Below are 20,082 nucleotides of genomic sequence, written 5' to 3'. Positions count from 1 at the left end.
TTGGCGTCAAACGATTAAAGACAGATCATATTTATAATGATCTAAATATTAATACGTTTTGCTGATTATAACAGTGTTGTTATTCACGCTCATGTTCCATTCAAAGTTGTCTACAAACCAACGTACAGGGATAAGAGTTTGTCCGTTACGAGAAATGACCATATCGTTCATACCTTTACGCATGTTGTCGACTTTGTATACTTTAGAATTGACCCAGAACTCATAACGTTGGATACCAGTATCCAACCAAGTTGTAGATGTTTCTTTTGTATAGAACACTTTCATATTTGCATTCGCTGCAAGGTAACGCAACGGTACATATGTTTTTCCTTTGTATACAGTAGCTGGAGTACTCATCATCATAGATACACCATTAACCATGTACATTTTGCTACCTGGTGTAAATTGCATTACTTTTGTTTTCAATTCAGGACTAGTATCTGCACTTGTACCATTCGCTCCACCTGTAGAAGGTGTTGTTGGTGGTGTAGCAGGCATATTAGGCATACTTGGCATAGAAGGTGTAGCTGGTGTTGCCGGAGTTGGAGTAGCAGTACCACCGAATTTAGCAGGGTATTGCATTACGATTGCTTCGCTTAAAATGTCTGCAAATCCAAACATGTGGTGGTAAGACATACGTGCTTCAGAATAAGCTGTTGTGTAATCTTTAGCTACATAGGAATCGAATGCTTTAAGCAACATTGCGATATGTTCTGTAAGTCCAGCTTCAAGAGCAGCTTGAGGTAAGTTAGGGTTAGCATCAGCGAAGAATTTTGCTTGAGTTACTTTGTACTCAGCTAATTCATCAATCGCTTTTTGTTTTGCTGTTGTATCACCAGCAGCAGTTGCTTTTACATAATCGACAAAGTATCCGATATGAGAAGCCCAGATTGTTTTGAAAGCAGCGCCAGCTTCGTTACCATAAACAGAAGCGACAGCAGCACTTAACTCATCTGTGTTTTTGTTCAAAAGACCAGCGGCTTGTTCGAAATCAGGCGCACCGTCAATTCCTTTTTGCATTGCCCAGACAGCTAATGTTGCATGCTCGCCCAAAATGATACCTAGAGCAGAGCGCAAATCAGAAGCTCCCATTGTAGACATGTCTGTTGTAAATTTGTCAGGATATTGTTTTACAATTGCAGCGCTTAAGATATCACCAAACATATACATATGTTTGTAAGCTTCATCAGCAGTTGTGTATGCTTTTGTATAATCTTTTGCTACATATGCATCAAATGCAGTTAATAGCATATTAATATGTTCTTCCAATCCTGCTTCCAATGCAGATTGTGGCAAATTAGGATTTGCATCTGCAAAGAACTTGGCTTGTGTTACTTTATATTCTTCTAATTCGTCTTTCGCTTTTTGTTTGGCAGCAGTGTCATTAGCAGCTGTTGCTTTCACATAATCCACGAAATAACCAATATGAGAAGCCCAGATTGTTTTGAAAGCAGCGCCAGCTTCATTACCATAAACAGAAGCGACAGCAGCACTCAAATCATCTGTATTTGCATTCAAAGCAGCGGCAGCTTGATCAAAATCAGCTTTGCCATCAATACCTTTTTGCATTGCAATCACTGCGAGTAAAGCATGTTCACCAAGAATTTGTCCCAATGTTGAACGAAGATCAGCACCAGCGCCCTTAGATGTTGCAGCGGCAGCTCCAACGGTTGTTGGTAAGATCAAGACTACTGCCATAAGCAGCATGATGACCTTAGATAGAACAGATTTGTACATGTTTCCACTCTCCTTAAAATAATGTAGGATCAATTGCATACTGTTCAATTAAGAACAGGTATTACGTAAAAGGATACGCTTACTTTGGAGCAGTGGATCATATTTCTGCGTAAACATGAAAAAGATTTAACTGATTTGTAACCCCTTTGTGACGCAATTCTCAGAAGTATAGCAATTAAACTGTCTACTCTACTTAATAAGCCATTGACTTAGAATTGAATCAAGATTTCCAAAATAAACTTAAATTGTAAATTCGAGAATGACAAAATAATATTTTTTGAAAAGTCATCCGTAGCAAAATTTCTTGCGAAGGTTATAATATAAGGGAACGGGAAAGGAGCCCTTGGATGAACGATATAGCAGAAGACAGAGAACTTATGCGACGGATTTCTCAAAAAGACGCCGAAGCACTTGAATGCGTATATGACCGTTATGAACGGGCAGTGTATTCGTTCGCCTATCGGATCGTACAAGATACGATGGCAGCAGAAGAAGTTGTACAGGAATTATTTCTGCGTGTGTGGAATCATGCAGAACGATATGACCAAAGTCAGGGGAAGCTGTCTACATGGATGTTCACGATTACGCGCAATATTGCTGTAGATATGCTGCGTCGTAAATCATCACGGGCGCCTGTTGACCCTACCAAAGATGAAACGCTTCGCGGTATCCCTGATCTGAAGGCGAACACGGAAGAACAAGTTACGCTGAACTGGGAGCGGCAGCGTATTAAAGAAGCGATGAATGAACTTAGAGAAGATCAGAAGCAAGTTATTGAATCTATATATTTTCAAGGATTGACTCAGCATGAAGTCTCCGAGCGATACAGTATTCCGTTAGGGACAGTCAAGAGCAGAGTAAGACTTGCCATAAGGCAGCTTCATAAGAAGCTTGCTGGAGCGGTGAGGGGGGAAAACTATTTATGAATAATGATAATCAATATAAGAAAAGTGATATGCACGATATGATTGAAATGTATGTACTGGGTGGTCTGAACCAAGAAGAACAGCAACGCTTTGAAGCGTATCTGCAAGAAGACGAACAATGCCGTCTGGCGGTTGAAGAACTTCGGGAGGTGATGGATACTTTGCCATTCGCCGTTGAAGACGTTGCGCCACCAAAAGGTATGAAAAATCGTGTGTTGAGTCATATACTTACACCTAGCCATACAGAACAAACGATATCAGATGATCGGGGAACCACTCCTATCGTAGTGGAAAAATCATCGGATGATCAGACTGTGAAGCCATCAGTAGTATACAGCACTCAAGAAGACAAAGCTTGGGTTCAACATAAAGGTAAAAATAGATTCTGGCGTGTTGCTACAACATTGGTTGCTGCTGCCGCTGTGATTATAGGTGTGTACGCTTCTAATTTGCGAGGGGAAATTGATAGTCTACAACAGCAATTAGCGATTTCGAGTACACAAGTGAACAGTTTACAAGGCAAATTAGCAACTGTTTCTATGCCTACACAAGGTCTTAAAGTAGATAAAGCCGTTAAGCTGAATCCAGCTACAGCTGATATTGTAGCTCAAGGTTTGGCTACGATCGTAATTGATGATAAAGGAACACATTTACTCGTTCAAGCCGATAATTTGCCGAAGTTAAAAGGTAAAGAAGCTTTTCAAGTCTGGCTGATCAAAGGTGATGTGAAACAAAGTGCAGGAACGTTCCTTACTCAAGACGGAACAGGAGCGATGTATTATACATTCCAACCCGAAGATTATGACACCATTGCGATTACACTTGAACCGGACAAACAGGGCGATCAACCACGAGGACCTATTGTGCTTGCCGCTGAAATTCAAGGTTAAGCAAGTCCGTTCTTTACAATATTTAAGAATAGATGTACACCCATAGCAAGCGCCCTCCCTTTATCGGAAGAGCGCTTGTTTTGCGTATATAGATTAAGACTAAGACATAAGCTCACCTGTTAGATTAGCGGTGGAGAAGTAGGATCTATCTCGCCTGTAAATAATTTGCGAATATGTTCGCGCTTGGCTTTGGGTCCTAATAGATAGACTTTATCGCCAGCCATCAATACTGTATTACCGCGCGGAGTCAGTATTTCTTCATTGCGAATCAGTGCAGTAATCAATACACTTTCCGGTAAATGAATATCTTGAATTTCTCGATTGATCATACAGCTACGCTTATCGAGAGTCAGATGACTGATCTCTGATGTGGTACGACCGGTCGCTACAAGTTCAATAATCGAAGGTTGTTGATCCGGTACATTCTCGGTTAAGCCTAACTTTTCAGCAAGTGGTGAAATGGTCGTTCCTTGAATCAGTGCAGAAGATAACACGATAAAGAAAACAACATTAAAAAATAAATGTCCGTTAGGAACGCCTGCTAAGAGTGGATAGGTGGCGAGTACAATCGGTACTGCTCCACGAAGTCCTGCCCAAGACAATAACGTTTTTTCCCGAAACGAGAACTTGCTGACCAAAAGACTCAAAAATACACCAACGGGTCTGGCTACGAGAATGAGTAGCACGGATAAGATGATTCCTTGCCAGGCGACAGCAGGTAATTGAGAAGGGAAAACAAGTAATCCAAGTAAAACAAACATCAATATCTGCATAATCCAGCCGAAACCTTGATTGAATTGTAAAATCGAACGTCGATAGGTGAGATCTGAATTACCCATTACCAGTGCCATCACGTATACGCCAAGAAAACCGCTGGCATGAGTTAGTGAACTCACACCATATGTAAATAGAGCAGCTGAAATAGCAAGTACCGGATAAAGACTGGCTGTCTCGAAATTGATTTTGTTAATCAGCATCACAGCGAGCTTACCGCAAATAATACCGAGTACGAGTCCAAAACCCATTTCCCAAAAAAAGAAAGAATTTTGCTCCAGATACTGATCGAAGGATCTTGAATCAATTCGATAAACATAATCGTTAAAAAGACCGCCATAGGATCGTTACTACCGGATTCGGCTTCAAGAGTAGACGTGAGTTTTTTGCTGACATTTTTGCTACCCAGTACAGAGAATACAGCGGCGGCATCGGTTGAACCTACAATCGCCCCGAATAATAATCCTTCTATCAGACTAACACCCAGAATTAAATGAGCAAAATAACCGATAATAAATGTAGTTAATAACACACCAATCGTTGCTAACGATAAGGCAGGACGAATAACAGGCTTTACCATCTCCATCCGTGTCTGCATCCCACCTTCAAACAAAATAATAACGAGTGCTAATACACCAAACCATTGCGTGATAAAAGCATTATCATAATAAATGAAACGCCCGAGTCCCATTCCCGCCAGTATAAAAAAGACTAACGCTGGCATCCCGAAGCGAGAAGAAAATTTGGTCGAAAGCACACCGATCAGTAGAAGGCTTCCAAGAAGTAAGATCAAATTACTGGTCATTTCTGTTGTATGCATAGGCAAGCCCCTTTTTATCATAAAGTATATCTATAGTTATATATTAAGCTTTTATATATAAACGAAATCATCTTTCTAAAAACATCAACTTTTAAAGTGTAAGAACCGAAATAAATAAAGATAAGAAAAAATGATCATGCTAACAAGTACTGTATTTAAGAAAAGAGGAGACTACTTTGAAGTCATATCGAGCATTCCTCAAGCAAATTTTATTGAATTATATAATCGGATCGGTGATTGCAGTCGCTGTCGTTGGTGGATTATTTGTTTTAACAACGGTTGATGCACCACTCTTGCAAAATATAAGAATGGTCGGCATTATGATGTTTTCGTTTCTAATCATGTTAAGTATTGAAAGTCTTGTATTCTGGCATCATATTCGTCCGATTCGTGAAGTATGTGCGATCGATCTGCCTTCTGAAGAAATGCTAGAGCGTGCCTATGTCCAGCTACATAAATTCCCTAAATTATCGGTGTATCGTATCATGTTGCCGCATTTCTTAGGATTAACGGTACCTGCATTGATATTGATGCTGATCTGTATGGGAAAAGGTTGGATTACGTTACCCACTTATTATTTGTGGATTGGTGGCGCAGGTGCATTAATGGTGGCAAGTATGCATGCTTTTATTGAGTTTTTTCTCACAGCCACAGCTATTCGTCCAATGTTAATCGTCATGAAAGAACGTCTGCATCGTCTCTATGACAAAGAAATTTGGTTGTTAGGACAAGTGCATGTATCGGTTCGTCGTAAATTTCAACTCAGTATTTTTTTGATCGGCGTGTTTCCATTGGTGTTATTTAGCTTAGCCGCACAGATTCGTTTGCAAGAAATAACCGGTGTGCAGACCAGTGAATATTGGAGCTGGGCAGGAGCTGTGATTGTGGTTAGTATTGCTTTTAGTATAGTGGGTGCGCAATTATTGGCAAGAGATGTAGAACATCCGATCAGCAATCTATACAGTGAAATGGCACATGTCAAAAATGGTGATTTTAACGGAGAAGCGGAAGATTATTATTCAGATGACTTCTCATTGTTGATCTCAGGCTTTAATCATATGATCAAAGGATTACAATTACGGGATCAACGTAATGCTCAATTGCAAGATAGTTACTTTGCTACACTGGCGGCGGCACTGGATGCACGTGATCCCTATACAGCTGGACATTCGTTACGAGTCGCTGAATATGCCGTCATTATTGGTGAAAATGCTGGGCTTGGCGCTTATGAATTGGATCGCTTACGCAAAACAGCATTGCTTCATGATATTGGAAAGATCGGTATTACCGATTCTGTATTATTAAAAGATGGCAAGCTGACGGATGAAGAATTCGATCAGATCAAAAAGCATCCTGCGCTGGGTGAAAGTATTCTAAAACAGGTTGAGCCTAAAGATGCGATGCAACCTTATCTTCCGGGTGTACGTTCTCATCATGAACGTTATGATGGTAAAGGGTATCCTGACGGACTACAAGGAAATGATATTCCATTGTTCGGTCGAATTATCGCTGTAGCTGATGCGTATGATGCGATGACTTCAAATCGTCCTTACCGTAAAGGAATGCCTTCTGAAAAAGCGATTATGATTTTGGAAGAAGGACGGGGAACACAGTGGGACCCTCAATTTGCTTCCATTTTTATTGATAATTATCGTAAGAAAAAAGAGCTAATCTCTTAAAAGATTAGCTCTTTTTTTAATTCAAGTAGAAGAAGTCGCGCTTATAGTGCCAAGCGCTAGATGTAAGATATTTTGCTATGCAAAAATCAGGTTTGATTGAAGTAGAAGAAGTCGCGTTTATGGTGCCAAGCGCTGGATGTAAGATATTTTGCTGTGCAAAAATCAGGTTTGATTGAAGTAGAAGAAGTCGCGCTTATGGTGCCAAGCGCTGGATGTAAGATATTTTGCTGTGCAAAAATCAGGTTTGATTGAAGTAGAAGAAGTCGCGCTTATAGTGCCAAGCGCTGGATGTAAGATATTTTGCTATGCAAAAATCAGGTTTGATTGAAGTAGAAGAAGTCGCGCTTATGGTGCCAAGCGCTGGATGTAAGATATTTTGCTGTGCAAAAATCAGGTTTGATTGAAGTAGAAGAAGTCGCGCTTATAGTGCCAAGCGCTGGATGTAAGATATTTTGCTGTGCAAAAATCAGGTTTGATTGAAGTAGAAGAAGTCGCGCTTATGGTGCCAAGCGCTTAAGGAATTAGTTTTGTCTTTTTCGCTTTTTCTGCCATTTTCTCGGTTAACGGTCCAAGTGGTTTTTTGAATATGACTGCAAAGAGCATAAACAATATCATAAATCCAACCAGATACATCACATCTCGATAGACCGTCTCCATCAGCATACCGCCGACAGCTTCACGTAGCACTTCAACCGCATACGTAAATGGGAACCACGGATGTAAGGCTTGGAAAAAAGTACCGGTCATACTGACAGGGAATGTACCGCCTGAACTTGAAAATTGCAGTACAAGCAGTATAATCGCAAGACCTTTACCAATATTACCGAATACCGATACAAGGGTGTACGTTAACGTGACAAATACCATACTGATTAACACACTTAATCCGACAAACCAGACTTTATCGACGACATAGGCACCTAAAATAAAGATATCACCGAGTGAAATAATCAGCGCTTGTACCATACCAATCGTCATAAAGGTGAACATTCGACCAAAGTAAATCTGGTATGGACGATACCTTTTCTCAATATCCTCTACTTCCACTTTGAACATGGAGACTAACAACATTGCCCCTACCCAGATCGAGAGTGTGGTATAGAAAGGAGACATGGCTGATCCATAGTTAGGGATAGGATATGTGCGATTAGCTTCTAATTCAACAGGGCTAGATAAAAAGTCACTTTCTTGTTGAATATCCCCTTTAAGCCATTTGATAATCTGGGACAGCTCACTATCACTATTTTTGAGCAAACGAACTTTATTGGCTGCACTGTGCACTGATTTTTCAAGTTCAGGCAGATCATTACGGATAAAGTCGCCTACTTTGTGCACCGCATTTTCAGCTTCAGGCAGTTTATTTTGAATCAAATCAGTAATTTTATCTAATTCTTTCTCTGCTTTGGGTAGATCATTGCGTACAAAGTCAGCAGCATCATGAATTTTAGTCTCTATGCCAGGCAGATCATTATTTACAAAATCAGCAGCATTGTTTATCAGCTTGGTAAACTCGACCATTTTGCTTTGTAGTAGTTGATCGGCATCATGTAATTTTTTCTCAATATTCGGTAGATCGGTCTGCAATTGCTTTAACTCTTCTTGACCGAAAGCCACACCACTTTGAGCATCGTTTAGTACAGCTTCGACATCAGGAAGCTTCTGTTGAGCCGTTTGTAGAACACTGGCTGCGTCTTTGGCGACGGTTTTGAGATTATCTAATCCTTGATTAATATTAGGTACAATCTCTGAATCGTATCTTGAAATAAGATCTCCTAAAGCATCACTTGCATCAGTAGACAATTGACGAAGATTGTTCAAAATATCTTCAGCCGGTTGTTGTCCATTGGTTATCGCTTGATGAATACTGCGTACCAGATCCAATTGACGTTCAAATTTGTCATGCACGGTATTCAGACGACTAATCGGATTATCGAGTGGATGGTTAGGTAGTACATTATTTAAGCGAGTTAATAGATCAGTTGTACGTTCTATAATACCGATAGCACGAGATAATCGTGTATCGAGAAACGACAGAGCATCCAATGCTGCTTGTGGATCAATATCGGCTCCTTGAATCGCATCTACCAGTTGAGTGGTTGCATCCGCTGTTTGTTGTAAAAGGCCTAGGTTTTGACGAACAATAGGTGCTACTGAATCAAAAGCACCATCGTTTTCATCTAAAAATGTATTCACTCGATTGGTAAAATCAGCACTGATATCGGTAATTTCTTTGACTTTAGGTAATGCTTCTTGAGCGGCTGTGATAATGCCGGATAATTTGTCAGCATCATCAATCGCTTGATTCAGCGCATCTTCGACTTTGTAAAAGTTTTTGTCCAGTTCACTGACTTTATCTGCCGCCGCTTGAATTTCAGGCAGACGCTTTTGGAGTAAAAGAATCTGGTTGCCTGCTTCTTTGATCTTTGGTAGATTATCTTCTACCTTGAGAATCATATCGCCAGCGGCTTCGATTTCAGGAATACGTTTTTGCAAAGCAACTATTTTTTGAGCTTGAGCATCAATCTGAGGAAGCTTTTTCTCAAGTTCTAACGCTTTATCTGCAAATTCATCAATCTCTGGCAATCGAGCTTCTAATGTCAAAATTTTATTCTCAATATTACGGATCGTTGGCAATTCTTCTTCTAATTTGATTCCTGCATCTTGCATCTTGGTAAGTACGGCTTCACTTGCAGTCGCTATAAATTCGTCGCTGATCTGTTGAGTAATTGTAGATGCACCTTTATCTGTAATCTTAGGAGCAACTGCACTGATTTTTTCATTCACCGTATAAATGATTTTGGGTTTGACAGGATCATCGGTTAAGATACTTGCGATTTTGTCAGAAAAGTCGGATGGGATTAACAGGCTAGCATAATACTCTCCTGTATCTACGCCATGTTTGGCTGTCTGTTCATCCACAAATGTCCAGCCAAGTGTCGTATTCTTTTTTAAATTTTGCAGTACTTGATCCCCGACATTGATCTCTTTGCCTTCAATCTTGGTTCCTTTATCTTGAGAAGTGATCGCAATCTTGATGCCTGATGTATTGCTGTACGGGTCCCACATCGCTTTGAGGTTAAACCACGCATATACAGAAGGTAATAACATGATCGCAATGACCAGTAGAATACCTGTAGAGACGCCAAAAATGTTTTTCCAATCACTTTTATAAATAGTCCAAATATTTCTCATAACTTTGTTATACCACCTAATCGCCTATAGTCAGTTCAATAGTCTATGATATCATTTAACCTCTAATTCTTAACATTACCCTAAAGATTCAGAAGCAAAAGGTCAGGTTAAATACAAAATAAGATAGCTTCTATCAGTACCTTAAGGTTACACACCTTGAGTATGGATAATAAACGCTATATGCCTAACAAGCAAGTGAATATTATCTTTTTACTTAGGTAGGCTATCTAATTAATATATTATATCATAATTTTCATAATGAGAATGCTTTGAATCAAAGTAAGTCGGTATGAATATCAGATAAAGTTATCATCATTAATCTGATACTAATCCTATCCAAAATGATAAAGGAGCGAATAACCATGAATGATGATATTATCAAAGGTAAATGGACTCAATTTAAAGGTGAAGCGAAAAAACAGTGGGGTAAACTAACTGATGATGACCTTGATGTGATCAACGGTGAGAAAGAGAAGTTTATCGGAAAACTGCAAGAGCGTTATGGACATAGTAAAGAAGCAGCAGAAGAAGAGTACAATACGTGGAGTAAGCGTCACTATGAAAATAGTGCAAATAACACGTTGTTATAAGCTGTATCGAAATAGAATTGAAATTTAGACTTGCCAGAATGGTCAAAGTATCGTAAAATTGGTCTTGCATGTGACTAACAACGACATAGATGGCACATAACATAAAGGGCGATTGTAATATCCTTAATCGGGGATATCACAATCGCCTTATTCATTTGTAATGGGAAAAATAATGGGATGCTGGGGCGCGTGGAGAGGCGCTGAGAGAAGGGGATATTCTTGGCGTCGCTGGTGAACAATGATCCCTTGAATAACCGCTTTGCGGTAGGGATCACCGTTCAAAGGCGACTTTCAGAATATTCCCCTTCTCTCCGCTCACTACGTGCTCAGGCATGGAATAATGATTTTTCTTGCGGCTCCGCCGTGGGTGTGGGCAGGGTAGAGAAGGAAAGTTAAGAGAGTATGATTGGGTTATAGGGATTTTAAGATTTTTGTGTTAAAGAAATTTGTTTGTTTTATATATTATATATACGGGTGAAATGATAGAATAGTTTACAGTTATTGAAAAAAATGTGTGGTACTTTAAATATATTGAATATATTAAATACATTAAATACATATGATTATAAATGAGAATGTAAAAAGGCTGATGCTAGGGAAGTGTTTCTCGCTGGCATCAGCTTTTTGGTATGATTTTTTTTATTTTAGAGTGGGAGTAGAGAGACTTGGGAGCGTTGGCCGACTTGGGTGACCATTTGTTCCCATGCTTCTGGTTTTTGAGCTAGGACGGCGTAGTAACGACGTAGGAACTTTTCGATCAGTGATCCGGGTAGAGATTGAGTTGCAGGATCGTAGGCTAAAAAGCAGAAATCGAGTTCGGATACGGCTTCACCGTCATTGTTCCATGAAGGGTGAATATAAGGGAAGTCTAATTTGCGATAGCCTAGATGAGACAGAACTTCGCGGCGTACAAATGGGTCCATGGGTTTGATGCCACCAAACTCATGATGTTCTATACGATAGGGATCGTAGATTTCAGCGAACATACCGAATAGTTCTTTGCCTGCTTTACTAGCGACTTGTTGTAGATCGAGCTGGCGTTGTTGGGCTAGAAAAGCGCCGATCCCAAGTCCGGGTTCACCGATAATTGTAAAGTCAGTCATTGCTACATTATCATCTTCGTAATAACGGTATTCTGTTGCACCTACGACTTTGCCTTCATGTACAGCTACAAACACGCGGATACCCGGATCTTCTAACGGTTCTTTCCACAGGTCAAATGATAGTACTTCCTCTGCGGGGAAAATCCGTCCCATTAAGCCGTGCATATCTGCAAATAACGGATCTTCGATATGATTGATACGTACAAATTCCATTGATAAGGTCATCCTTTCAAGTTACGTTTAATAAGAAGCGGATTTTGCCATTCCATCAGAACAGCATAATGGAGTGATTCTTTATCATCTAAATAATTTTCAATAATCGTTAGTGGTGTTCGTCCGCATCGCAGTAGAAAAGAAATCACAGGATCGTACTGTGTACCCTGTGTAATCGCTTCGACATATTGTTGTGGCGTGTAGTCCTGAGCGACTTTGTGATACCCGGGCATACGACCTGCACCAAGCAATCGGGTCAGTCCCATCGCTGTGACCACTTCATACATCGACTGCATCATTAATTTACCCAAGCCCCATTGCCGATAATGAGGGTGTACACATAGATCAGCGACATACAGTGTATCTCCTGACGGTTGATGATTGCGAATATACCCGTTATCTGTGACTTCTTCCCATGTATGCTGAGGATGTGCAGGATCGAAATGAATCAATAATGAAGTCATCGAACCTGCTAGCACACCATCGATTTCGATACAAAGAGCTCCTTGCGGAAAGCGAAAAATATGTTCATGCAGTTGCTCGGCATTCCACCACAACTCCGAAGGATAGGGTGGAGGGAACGCCGCACGTTGAATTTCGATCAAGTCTGCAAAATCTTTTTCGGTATAAGAACGCACAATAGCAGGATATGGCATTTGGTTATGGAATACATAACAAGATTTATAATATGATGGAAGAGTACCTTCGAAAGTGCCCATGACTTAAGACCAATCGGTGTAGAGATCGGTACGGCGATCACGCCATGTGGTAACAGACCCTTTTTCACGGACTTGATATAATAGTTCTAGATCCAGATCGGCAGTCACGATCATATCATCATTAATCTCGCCTTCGACTAGAATACCTCGTGGTGGAAAAGGAACATCGTTAGGCGTAATAACAGCCGCTTGTCCAAAGTTACCACGCATAAAGTCTACCGTTGGTAAAGAACCGACTGTTCCTGTAGTGACTACATAGATTTGATTCTCGACAGCACGAGCATGACTGGTATAGCGAACACGATGGAATCCATGACGATCATCAGTACAGGATGGACAGAAGATGACATCTGCGCCTTTAGCTTTTGCCATACGCACAATTTCAGGAAATTCAATATCGTAACAAGTTAATAAAGCAATTGTACCTTTATCGGTCTCAAATACGGTTAAGCCTTCACCGGGTGACATATTCCATTCGGTCACTTCTGTTGGTGTAATATGAAGTTTGGGCTGTACAGCTACCCGTCCATCTGGATAAAATAAATGAGCAGTGTTATATAGTTTTCCTTCTTTTTCGATCACATGGGTACCACCGATAATATGCATACCTGTTTCTTGAGCTAATTGTTGAAACAAATGTATATAAGAGTCGGTAAACTCGGGCAATTTCTCGATACCTAAAGCTTTGCCGTGCACATCACCTATGGATAACAATTGAGTGGTGAAAAATTCGGGAAACAGAATAAAATCGACTTCAAATTCTTGAGCCGTCTTCACATAATGAGTAACTTGAGCTGCAAAGTCTTCGAAAGACGCTATCGTTTGAAGGCGATATTGTACCGCCGATACGCGAAATTTCATAACCAATTCAAACCTCCTTGAAGTTCATATACAGACATCATAACAGAATTTATAAACGTTACCAAAAAGCAAAAAAGATGTGGTATATACTGCAAATTTAATTGGAATATACTATAATAAATTTACTTTATTTTACATTAAAATTAGAGGTGATCATGTGGGGTTCATAAAGAATTTCCTGATGAATGCGGGTATGATGGTCACCATTGCATATGTGGCAAATATTATTTATAAATATGCCCTTATACGCTTTTCAGCACGCATTAAGTATATTAGTTCAATCTTTTTATTGATTTTTGCGGGTTGGGCAAGTTGCTTTTTTGGATTTCGGTTAAGTGAAAACGTTATTTTTGATCTGCGATTTTTACCTTTGATCGTAGCAGCGGCTGTTTATTCACGTCCGATTGTCATTATGTTGGTAGGTATTGGGATAGGATTAACTCGATTAACCTTCAGTATTGATACAGCGGCTTTTGTAGGTGTATTGAATTTGACCATTTTGGGAGCAGTCTGTGCTGTTCTTAATATTTGGATGCGTAATAGTGCGGTGAAGTTGTCTATCAAAGGGATTGTCACTGTGCTGGTCGTGAATATGGTTAATGCATTTGATATTGCTGTATTAGGTGTTGTACCGACACGTGTCTATGTATTCGAGATCATGCCGTTTACTTTGCCGATGTCTATTTTAATGAGTGGCGTATTTGTATTGATTTTGCGTGACTTTCATATGGAACAACAACGTATGTTGCAACTTGAACGAGCCAATGAGCTATTGTATCAACAGACGGAAGAACTGCAACAGACTCAATTTGTGTTAGAAGAACGAGCCAAGCAATTGTTATTGGTCTCTCAATATAAATCTGAATTTTTGGCTAATATGTCTCATGAATTGCGCACTCCGCTTAATAGTATTATCAATTTAGCGCAGATGATGGCAGACAAAGAAGATCAACGGACAGTAGAAGAAACGGTTCTTTATAGTGAAATGATCTATCGATCGGGTCTGGATCTTCTCGAATTGATTAATGATGTACTCGATTTGTCCAAAGTAGAAGCGGGCAAACTGGATATTACGTATGAAGAAGTGAATCTACGTGAACTGCTGGAAGGATTACGGATGCATTTTGAGATTATGGCTCGTAAAAAAGGGATTGCTTTCTATACAGAACAAGAAGATGATATTCCACCGACTATGGCATCAGATGCTCAGCGTATCCAACAGATTTTGCGTAATTTGCTTGCCAATGCTTTTAAATTTACACAAAAAGGTAGCGTCACGTTGCATCTTTATCTGTATCGCTGTGCAGAAGATCATAGCGAATGGATTGTATTTTCAGTACAAGATACAGGTATTGGGATTCCTCCGTCTCAGCATCAATTGATTTTTGAAGCTTTTGAACAAGCAGATAGTTCGATCACTCGTCGTTATGGAGGTACAGGTCTGGGATTATCGATCAGTCGTGATCTAGCGAATATGTTAGGTGGTTATCTGCATATGGATAGTACAGAAAATGAAGGGAGCACGTTTGCCCTCTATCTTCCGTTGTTACATATGGATCGTGATGAGCCTTCATCTCCCACGCTGTAAATCCATCATTTATCATCGGCATAAGCAAATTGAACAAATAAATTCAATTTATTTATCAATTTGTTTGTTGCATGATTACTGAAATGATAACGGATACATGTCTAAACAAGAGTATAATCAACGTTTGGTTATCTTCAGGAAGGGTAAACAAACCTAACTCTAAAGTTTTCGTAGTCAAGGTTACTTTTGTCATTTACGAAGGAGAGGATACTTATCAAACGAAGACGTGCTCTTGGACTTAACCGTTTGAATGTGCAGAAGCGACGATATTCGATGTATCGTAATCATTTACGAATCGCTACAGCAGAAGGCATTCCAGCTACGATATTTGCGACGTTATTAGGAGGACCTTTTTTAACCGGTTTTTTACTGTATCTTGGTGCGACAGCAGGAGAGATTGGATTTGTGATTGCATTAACCACACTGGTCAATGTCGGACAGGTGATTGTTGCTTTTCTTATCCAACGATTACATAAGCGGAAATGGGTATTGATTTTATCTGTATTTCTGCACCGCGTATTATGGGGAGCCACAGGGCTTGTACCGTTTATTTTTGCCAAAGAACTCTGGGTTCCTGCTTTTATTATGTTGTATATTTCAGCCTTTGTAGCGAATGCCGTAATTGGTGTCGTATGGGCTTCGTTGATCGGGGATATTGTGCCCGGACGATTACGAGGTAGATATTTTGGGATTCGCAATACAATATTGAATGCGCTCGGTAGTATCACGTTATTTGTCGGAGGATTTCTACTGGATAAGTATCCCGGCGGGCAAGGTTTTCTGATTTTATATATTATTGTCTGGATCTGTGTTGTTATGAATGTGGTGATCTTTTTATTCTATCCAGATGCACCTTTCGAGCGTTCAGCAGAGACCAAGTTCGTACCCATGTTGCGTAAGCCGTTATATGATGGTCTATTTATGAAAGCAACATGGTTTCTAGCGTGCTGGTTATTGTTGCAGACACTGGTTGTTCCGTTATACTCGTATGTGATGTTAGAAGTACTGCATGTGAGTTACTCGATTACATCGACGATGACAGTAGTGCAGACCATATTTATGATGATCAGCTTTTATTTCTGGGGCAATATGAATGCACGCTTTAGCAACAAAACATTGCTGTATTGGACATTGCCATTTATTGCGGCTTCTTGTATCGCTTGGAGTCTAAATGCGATTATTCCGACGGTGCTGGCATTATTGATTATTCATATGTTGCTAGGCGTAGGAGTGGGTGGATTCAACCAATTATCTTTTAACTTTATTATTGGAGATACGCCGAAAAATGATCGTCCGATGTTTATCGCTGTCTATTCTGCCATTACAGGACTAACTTCTTTTATTGGGCCACTGGTAGGCGGTAAGATTTTTGAATGGATTGAGCCTTTGCCTAGATGGGTGCAGGTATTTGGATTTCAGACAGCGGTAGGTATTCTATTGTTATTACTAGCCTTGACAGTAGGACGTAAAGTATTGAAAAATCCCAATCCTCATTCTTTGTAAATCTAACGAGTGACTTAACAGATAGAAGATTATCATGATTGAACAGATAAAAATTGCCAAACTCCAGTGTACACGCTTAAAATGAGTTCAGACATACTGCAAACTATAGGTATACATTCAATTACACTATTTTGATGAAAAGAGGTTATGATCAATGAGCAAACAACCGATTTCTACCGATCGTGCTCCTGGAGCACTTGGACCTTATTCCCAAGCGATTGATACAGGGCTTTTTATTTTCGCATCTGGTCAATTGGGTCTTGATCCTGTCAGTGGAGAATTAGCAGAAGGTGTACAAGAGCAAGCACGTGTAGCTCTTGAAAATGTCACTGCTGTTCTAGATGCCGCAGGTAGCAGTTTAGATCAAGTGGTCAAAACGACTGTATTTTTGCAAGACATGAATGATTTCGCAGCAATGAATGAGATTTATGGTCAATTTTTCAAAGAACCCTATCCGGCACGTAGTGCTGTACAGGTAGCTCGTCTACCGAAAGATGCTTTGGTTGAGATCGAAGTTATCGCTTTGAAAAAATAATTAGATGAACTTAAAAAAGACGTTCTCGTGTATAGAGAACGCCTTTTTTTGATCAAATTAAAGATCATGCAACACAATCGCACTACATATCTATTACATTCTTAATCCCGTGTACGATTACGAACAAAGAAGATAAAGATCGCATAGATAAACAGCACAACTGCTAAAATAATAGCCGTTAACCATGTGGCATGGGAGTCTTGATGTTTGAATGCAATCGCACTATACGCCCATACAAAGACTAGCGGATAAATACTATCACGATAGCGATATCCAATCACAAGAGCAATCAATGCACCTACGATTAGTCCAATGACTGACCAGACAGTCGGTGATAGTCCAAAACCAGACCAATCATTTTTGTGTAAGACGATTCCTATATTCAAAATCGTAGCTACGGATACCCAACCCATATAAATACTGAAAGGTAATTTGACGAGAATAATCTGCGCTACAGAAGGACGAACGATTCTTCTTGTGCGTACATACAACACAATGGTGGTTAATAATAACAAAATAATAATCACTGTTGCAATCTCAGTTAATAAAGAGTGCCAGAAGAATAACCAGATGATATTACATAATGAATTGATGACTAACCACATTCCGACTGCTTCGATTCCTTCGTTACTTTCAGAAGAATTGCGGAATTGATAAATTACAAAGCCGACTAATAGCAGATAGATTACAGACCATATGGAAAATGCATAACTAGCAGGTGTTAATAGAATTTCGAACATGTCTGAAATTTCACCTGTACCTCTACCAAATAACGGTAATGTTGCTGCTAGATAATTCATAACCAATACAGCTGCAATAGCTACTGCATTAAGCCATTTGTACGTATTGAGTTTGGACAATAGGAGCCCCTCCTTATTTTTTTGAGTTTATATGTAAAGCTAACATTCAATAAACAGAATGCTTTAACTATATACCCATTTGAAGCTGTAATTACACAGGATAAGTTATTTACCACCTATTAGCAGAAGTGATAAAAGTAATCATATGGATATACTCATATATGCATGTATTGGATTCAAAAAAATGAATACGCTCTCATAATTTGAAATGAATATTCCTAAAACAGTCATCAATTTGACAAACCTTGGGTATATAACAATATGTTGATTGTTTCAGCTGATAAAAGGGACTTGAAGGAGGACATTGAATATGGTCGGTAAAAAAGCGTCACAATGGATTCAACAGATTGTTTTTGTAGGACCTGCAACGTTGTTTTTTGCATTGATTGTGATTATCCCCTTTATTTTGGGACTGTACTACTCATTTACAGATTGGAATGGGATTTCGAAAACAATCAACTGGGTTGGATTTAGCAATTACACACATATCGTTACCAAAGATCCTGATTTCCGAAATGCATTTTGGTTTACCGTTCGCTTTACAGTAGTAGGCATTATTATTACCAATGTTATAGGCTTTGCTTTAGCGTATATTTTGACCAAACCTTTATTTACACGTAATCTGATGCGTACGATTTTCTTTATGCCGAATATGATCGGTGGATTATTACTTGGATTCATCTGGCAGTTTATTTTTATCAAAGGATTTGCTGCTGTCGGTGAAGCTACTGGATTATCGTTATTCAATCTTCCATGGTTAGGTGATCGCGCTACTTCATTCTGGGGAATCGTGATTGTGTTTGTCTGGCAGACCGCAGGTTACTTGATGGTTATTTACATATCGTCGTTAAACAATGTACCCAAAGATGTTTTGGAATCGGCTGAGATTGATGGAGCGACACGCTGGCAAGTAGTGCGTCATATTATTTTCCCATTAATTATGCCTGCGATTACGATCTGCTTGTTCTTAGCGATCTCATGGGCATTCAAAATGTTCGATCTCAACTTAGCGTTAACCAATGGTGGACCATTCAAAGCGACTGAATCGGTAGCATTGGATATTTATAATGAAGCCTTTACCAATAACCGTCTAGGCTTAGGTACAGCAAAAGCAGTTATTTTCTTCGTGATTGTTGCACTGATTACCAGTGTGCAGGTACGTCTGACGAAAAGCAGGGAGGTTGAACTGTAATGGATATTCAAAAACGATACGGTGTGCGTACACTGATTCTCGAAATTATTGTTGTGATTGTCGGCTTAATCTTCCTGATTCCGTTTTATTTTCTATTGGTCAACTCTGTTAAGTCATTTGCAGACATTTTGTCCAATTCAGCAGGCTTGCCGCAAGCTTATTTATGGAGCAATTATGCCAAAGCATGGACAGCTATTGATTTTCCTACAGCACTTAAAAATTCATTGATCGTTACGATCGTTAGTAATCTATTACTCGTCTTAATCAGTTCAATGGCGGCTTATCAGATGGTACGTCAGCCTTCTTTGTTTAATCGCATTCTATTCTTCGTATTTGTTGCTGCGATGGTTATTCCATTTCAATCAATCATGTTGCCATTGATGGAAATGGCAAGTAAATATCGTTTGAATAATAGCATGTACGGGTTGATCGTAAGTTATCTTGGATTTGGGGCACCGTTATCTGTGTTTCTTTTCCACGGATTCGTCAAAACGGTTCCTCTTGAAATTGAACAAGCGGCGCGTGTAGATGGTTCTTCACGTTATGGCGTATTTTTCCGTATTGTGTGTCCATTAATGCAGCCGATGTTTGTAACAGTTATTATTCTGAACACATTATGGATCTGGAACGATTATCTTTTGCCTTCTCTAATCTTATCGAGTCCAGAATTACGCACCATTCCTATCGCGACGTATAGCTTCTTCGGTCAATACACGAAGCAATGGGATATGGCATTACCTGCGTTGGTACTTGGCATTACGCCTATTATTATTTTCTTCCTGTTTATGCAGCGTTATATTATCGAAGGTATCACTTCAGGATCAGTTAAAGGGTAATAGGAAGATTCTCTGACCTACAATTAATATTCAAAATGAAATAGAGAAAAAATCTAAATCAGCA

General features: G+C 39.6%; 15 protein-coding genes and 1 pseudogene. 9 read left to right on the top strand and 7 right to left on the bottom strand.

What is annotated here, in order from left to right; genetic code table 11:
- Positions 1-48 precede the first annotated feature (48 nt).
- A complete protein-coding gene (locus tag RCP16_RS16805) occupies positions 49-1,737 on the bottom strand; it encodes a stalk domain-containing protein (protein WP_308640863.1) in 1,689 nt (562 codons plus the stop codon).
- A gap of 377 nt (positions 1,738-2,114) precedes the next feature.
- On the opposite strand from RCP16_RS16805, the gene RCP16_RS16800 reads away from it, so the two are divergent.
- Positions 2,115-2,663 carry an RNA polymerase sigma factor gene (locus tag RCP16_RS16800; RefSeq protein WP_241669457.1) on the top strand — a complete coding sequence of 183 codons (549 nt, stop codon included), beginning with the start codon at positions 2,115-2,117 and terminating at the stop codon, positions 2,661-2,663.
- Positions 2,660-3,553, top strand: a complete 894-nt coding sequence (locus RCP16_RS16795) for an anti-sigma factor domain-containing protein (protein WP_069329539.1) — start codon at positions 2,660-2,662, stop codon at positions 3,551-3,553. Before RCP16_RS16800 ends, RCP16_RS16795 begins: the two co-directional genes overlap by 4 nt.
- 119 nt (positions 3,554-3,672) lie before the next feature.
- Here the strand turns inward: RCP16_RS16795 and RCP16_RS16790 are convergent.
- Positions 3,673-5,147: pseudogene (locus RCP16_RS16790) on the bottom strand (potassium/proton antiporter).
- A gap of 176 nt (positions 5,148-5,323) precedes the next feature.
- On the opposite strand from RCP16_RS16790, the gene RCP16_RS16785 reads away from it, so the two are divergent.
- Positions 5,324-6,826: an HD-GYP domain-containing protein gene (locus RCP16_RS16785; RefSeq protein ID WP_069329538.1), complete on the top strand. Its 1,503-nt coding sequence runs from the start codon at positions 5,324-5,326 to the stop codon at positions 6,824-6,826.
- 513 nt (positions 6,827-7,339) lie between these two features.
- Here the strand turns inward: RCP16_RS16785 and RCP16_RS16780 are convergent.
- Entirely contained in the window at positions 7,340-10,018 is a 2,679-nt protein-coding gene (locus RCP16_RS16780) for a YhgE/Pip domain-containing protein (RefSeq protein WP_308640862.1), read from the bottom strand.
- Between the two features lie 362 nt (positions 10,019-10,380).
- On the opposite strand from RCP16_RS16780, the gene RCP16_RS16775 reads away from it, so the two are divergent.
- On the top strand, positions 10,381-10,608 hold the full coding sequence (locus tag RCP16_RS16775; protein ID WP_069329536.1) for a CsbD family protein: 228 nt from the start codon (positions 10,381-10,383) through the stop codon (positions 10,606-10,608).
- Positions 10,609-11,252: 644 nt separating this feature from the next.
- Here RCP16_RS16775 and RCP16_RS16770 read toward each other — a convergent pair.
- The 3 genes from RCP16_RS16770 to RCP16_RS16760 all read right to left on the bottom strand — a co-directional run bounded on the left by RCP16_RS16770 (position 11,253) and on the right by RCP16_RS16760 (position 13,504).
- Positions 11,253-11,924, bottom strand: coding sequence for a GNAT family acetyltransferase (locus RCP16_RS16770; RefSeq protein ID WP_069329535.1), 672 nt, complete (start codon positions 11,922-11,924; stop codon positions 11,253-11,255).
- An 8-nt stretch (positions 11,925-11,932) separates the two neighbouring features.
- Positions 11,933-12,580, bottom strand: coding sequence for a GNAT family N-acetyltransferase (locus tag RCP16_RS16765; protein WP_308640861.1), 648 nt, complete (start codon positions 12,578-12,580; stop codon positions 11,933-11,935).
- A gap of 66 nt (positions 12,581-12,646) precedes the next feature.
- Positions 12,647-13,504 carry a carbon-nitrogen hydrolase family protein gene (locus RCP16_RS16760; RefSeq protein ID WP_069329533.1) on the bottom strand — a complete coding sequence of 286 codons (858 nt, stop codon included), beginning with the start codon at positions 13,502-13,504 and terminating at the stop codon, positions 12,647-12,649.
- A 157-nt stretch (positions 13,505-13,661) separates the two neighbouring features.
- Between RCP16_RS16760 and RCP16_RS16755 the strand changes: the two genes are divergently transcribed.
- The 3 genes from RCP16_RS16755 (at position 13,662) to RCP16_RS16745 (ending at position 17,130) form a co-directional block, all read left to right on the top strand.
- Positions 13,662-15,092: a sensor histidine kinase gene (locus tag RCP16_RS16755; RefSeq protein WP_371748116.1), complete on the top strand. Its 1,431-nt coding sequence runs from the start codon at positions 13,662-13,664 to the stop codon at positions 15,090-15,092.
- 273 nt (positions 15,093-15,365) lie between these two features.
- Positions 15,366-16,595 carry an MFS transporter gene (locus tag RCP16_RS16750; protein ID WP_273593064.1) on the top strand — a complete coding sequence of 410 codons (1,230 nt, stop codon included), beginning with the start codon at positions 15,366-15,368 and terminating at the stop codon, positions 16,593-16,595.
- 154 nt (positions 16,596-16,749) lie between these two features.
- Entirely contained in the window at positions 16,750-17,130 is a 381-nt protein-coding gene (locus RCP16_RS16745) for a RidA family protein (protein ID WP_137224838.1), read from the top strand.
- Between the two features lie 101 nt (positions 17,131-17,231).
- Here the strand turns inward: RCP16_RS16745 and RCP16_RS16740 are convergent, their stop codons facing one another.
- On the bottom strand, positions 17,232-17,990 hold the full coding sequence (locus tag RCP16_RS16740; protein ID WP_137224840.1) for a TspO-related membrane protein: 759 nt from the start codon (positions 17,988-17,990) through the stop codon (positions 17,232-17,234).
- Positions 17,991-18,300: 310 nt separating this feature from the next.
- Here RCP16_RS16740 and RCP16_RS16735 point away from each other — a divergent pair, with 310 nt between their 5' ends.
- Positions 18,301-19,182 carry a carbohydrate ABC transporter permease gene (locus RCP16_RS16735; protein ID WP_069329528.1) on the top strand — a complete coding sequence of 294 codons (882 nt, stop codon included), beginning with the start codon at positions 18,301-18,303 and terminating at the stop codon, positions 19,180-19,182.
- Complete coding sequence (locus tag RCP16_RS16730) at positions 19,182-20,018, top strand: carbohydrate ABC transporter permease (RefSeq protein WP_069329527.1); 837 nt, start codon at positions 19,182-19,184, stop codon at positions 20,016-20,018. Before RCP16_RS16735 ends, RCP16_RS16730 begins: the two co-directional genes overlap by 1 nt.
- The last annotated feature ends 64 nt before the right edge of the window (positions 20,019-20,082 follow it).

This window comes from Paenibacillus nuruki, assembly GCF_963311185.1.
GTDB classification, from domain to species: domain Bacteria; phylum Bacillota; class Bacilli; order Paenibacillales; family Paenibacillaceae; genus Saccharibacillus; species Saccharibacillus nuruki.
This window is presented reverse-complemented; position numbering and strand designations above follow the sequence as displayed.

Coding starts and splice junctions, on each gene's coding strand:
- RCP16_RS16805 (WP_308640863.1), bottom strand. CDS start 1,737: ATGTACAAATCTGTTCTATCTAAGGTCATCATGCTGCTTATGGCAGTA.
- RCP16_RS16800 (WP_241669457.1), top strand. CDS start 2,115: ATGCGACGGATTTCTCAAAAAGACGCCGAAGCACTTGAATGCGTATAT.
- RCP16_RS16795 (WP_069329539.1), top strand. CDS start 2,660: ATGAATAATGATAATCAATATAAGAAAAGTGATATGCACGATATGATT.
- RCP16_RS16780 (WP_308640862.1), bottom strand. CDS start 10,018: ATGAGAAATATTTGGACTATTTATAAAAGTGATTGGAAAAACATTTTT.
- RCP16_RS16775 (WP_069329536.1), top strand. CDS start 10,381: ATGAATGATGATATTATCAAAGGTAAATGGACTCAATTTAAAGGTGAA.
- RCP16_RS16770 (WP_069329535.1), bottom strand. CDS start 11,924: ATGGAATTTGTACGTATCAATCATATCGAAGATCCGTTATTTGCAGAT.
- RCP16_RS16765 (WP_308640861.1), bottom strand. CDS start 12,580: ATGCCATATCCTGCTATTGTGCGTTCTTATACCGAAAAAGATTTTGCA.
- RCP16_RS16760 (WP_069329533.1), bottom strand. CDS start 13,504: ATGAAATTTCGCGTATCGGCGGTACAATATCGCCTTCAAACGATAGCG.
- RCP16_RS16750 (WP_273593064.1), top strand. CDS start 15,366: ATGTATCGTAATCATTTACGAATCGCTACAGCAGAAGGCATTCCAGCT.
- RCP16_RS16745 (WP_137224838.1), top strand. CDS start 16,750: ATGAGCAAACAACCGATTTCTACCGATCGTGCTCCTGGAGCACTTGGA.
- RCP16_RS16735 (WP_069329528.1), top strand. CDS start 18,301: ATGGTCGGTAAAAAAGCGTCACAATGGATTCAACAGATTGTTTTTGTA.
- RCP16_RS16730 (WP_069329527.1), top strand. CDS start 19,182: ATGGATATTCAAAAACGATACGGTGTGCGTACACTGATTCTCGAAATT.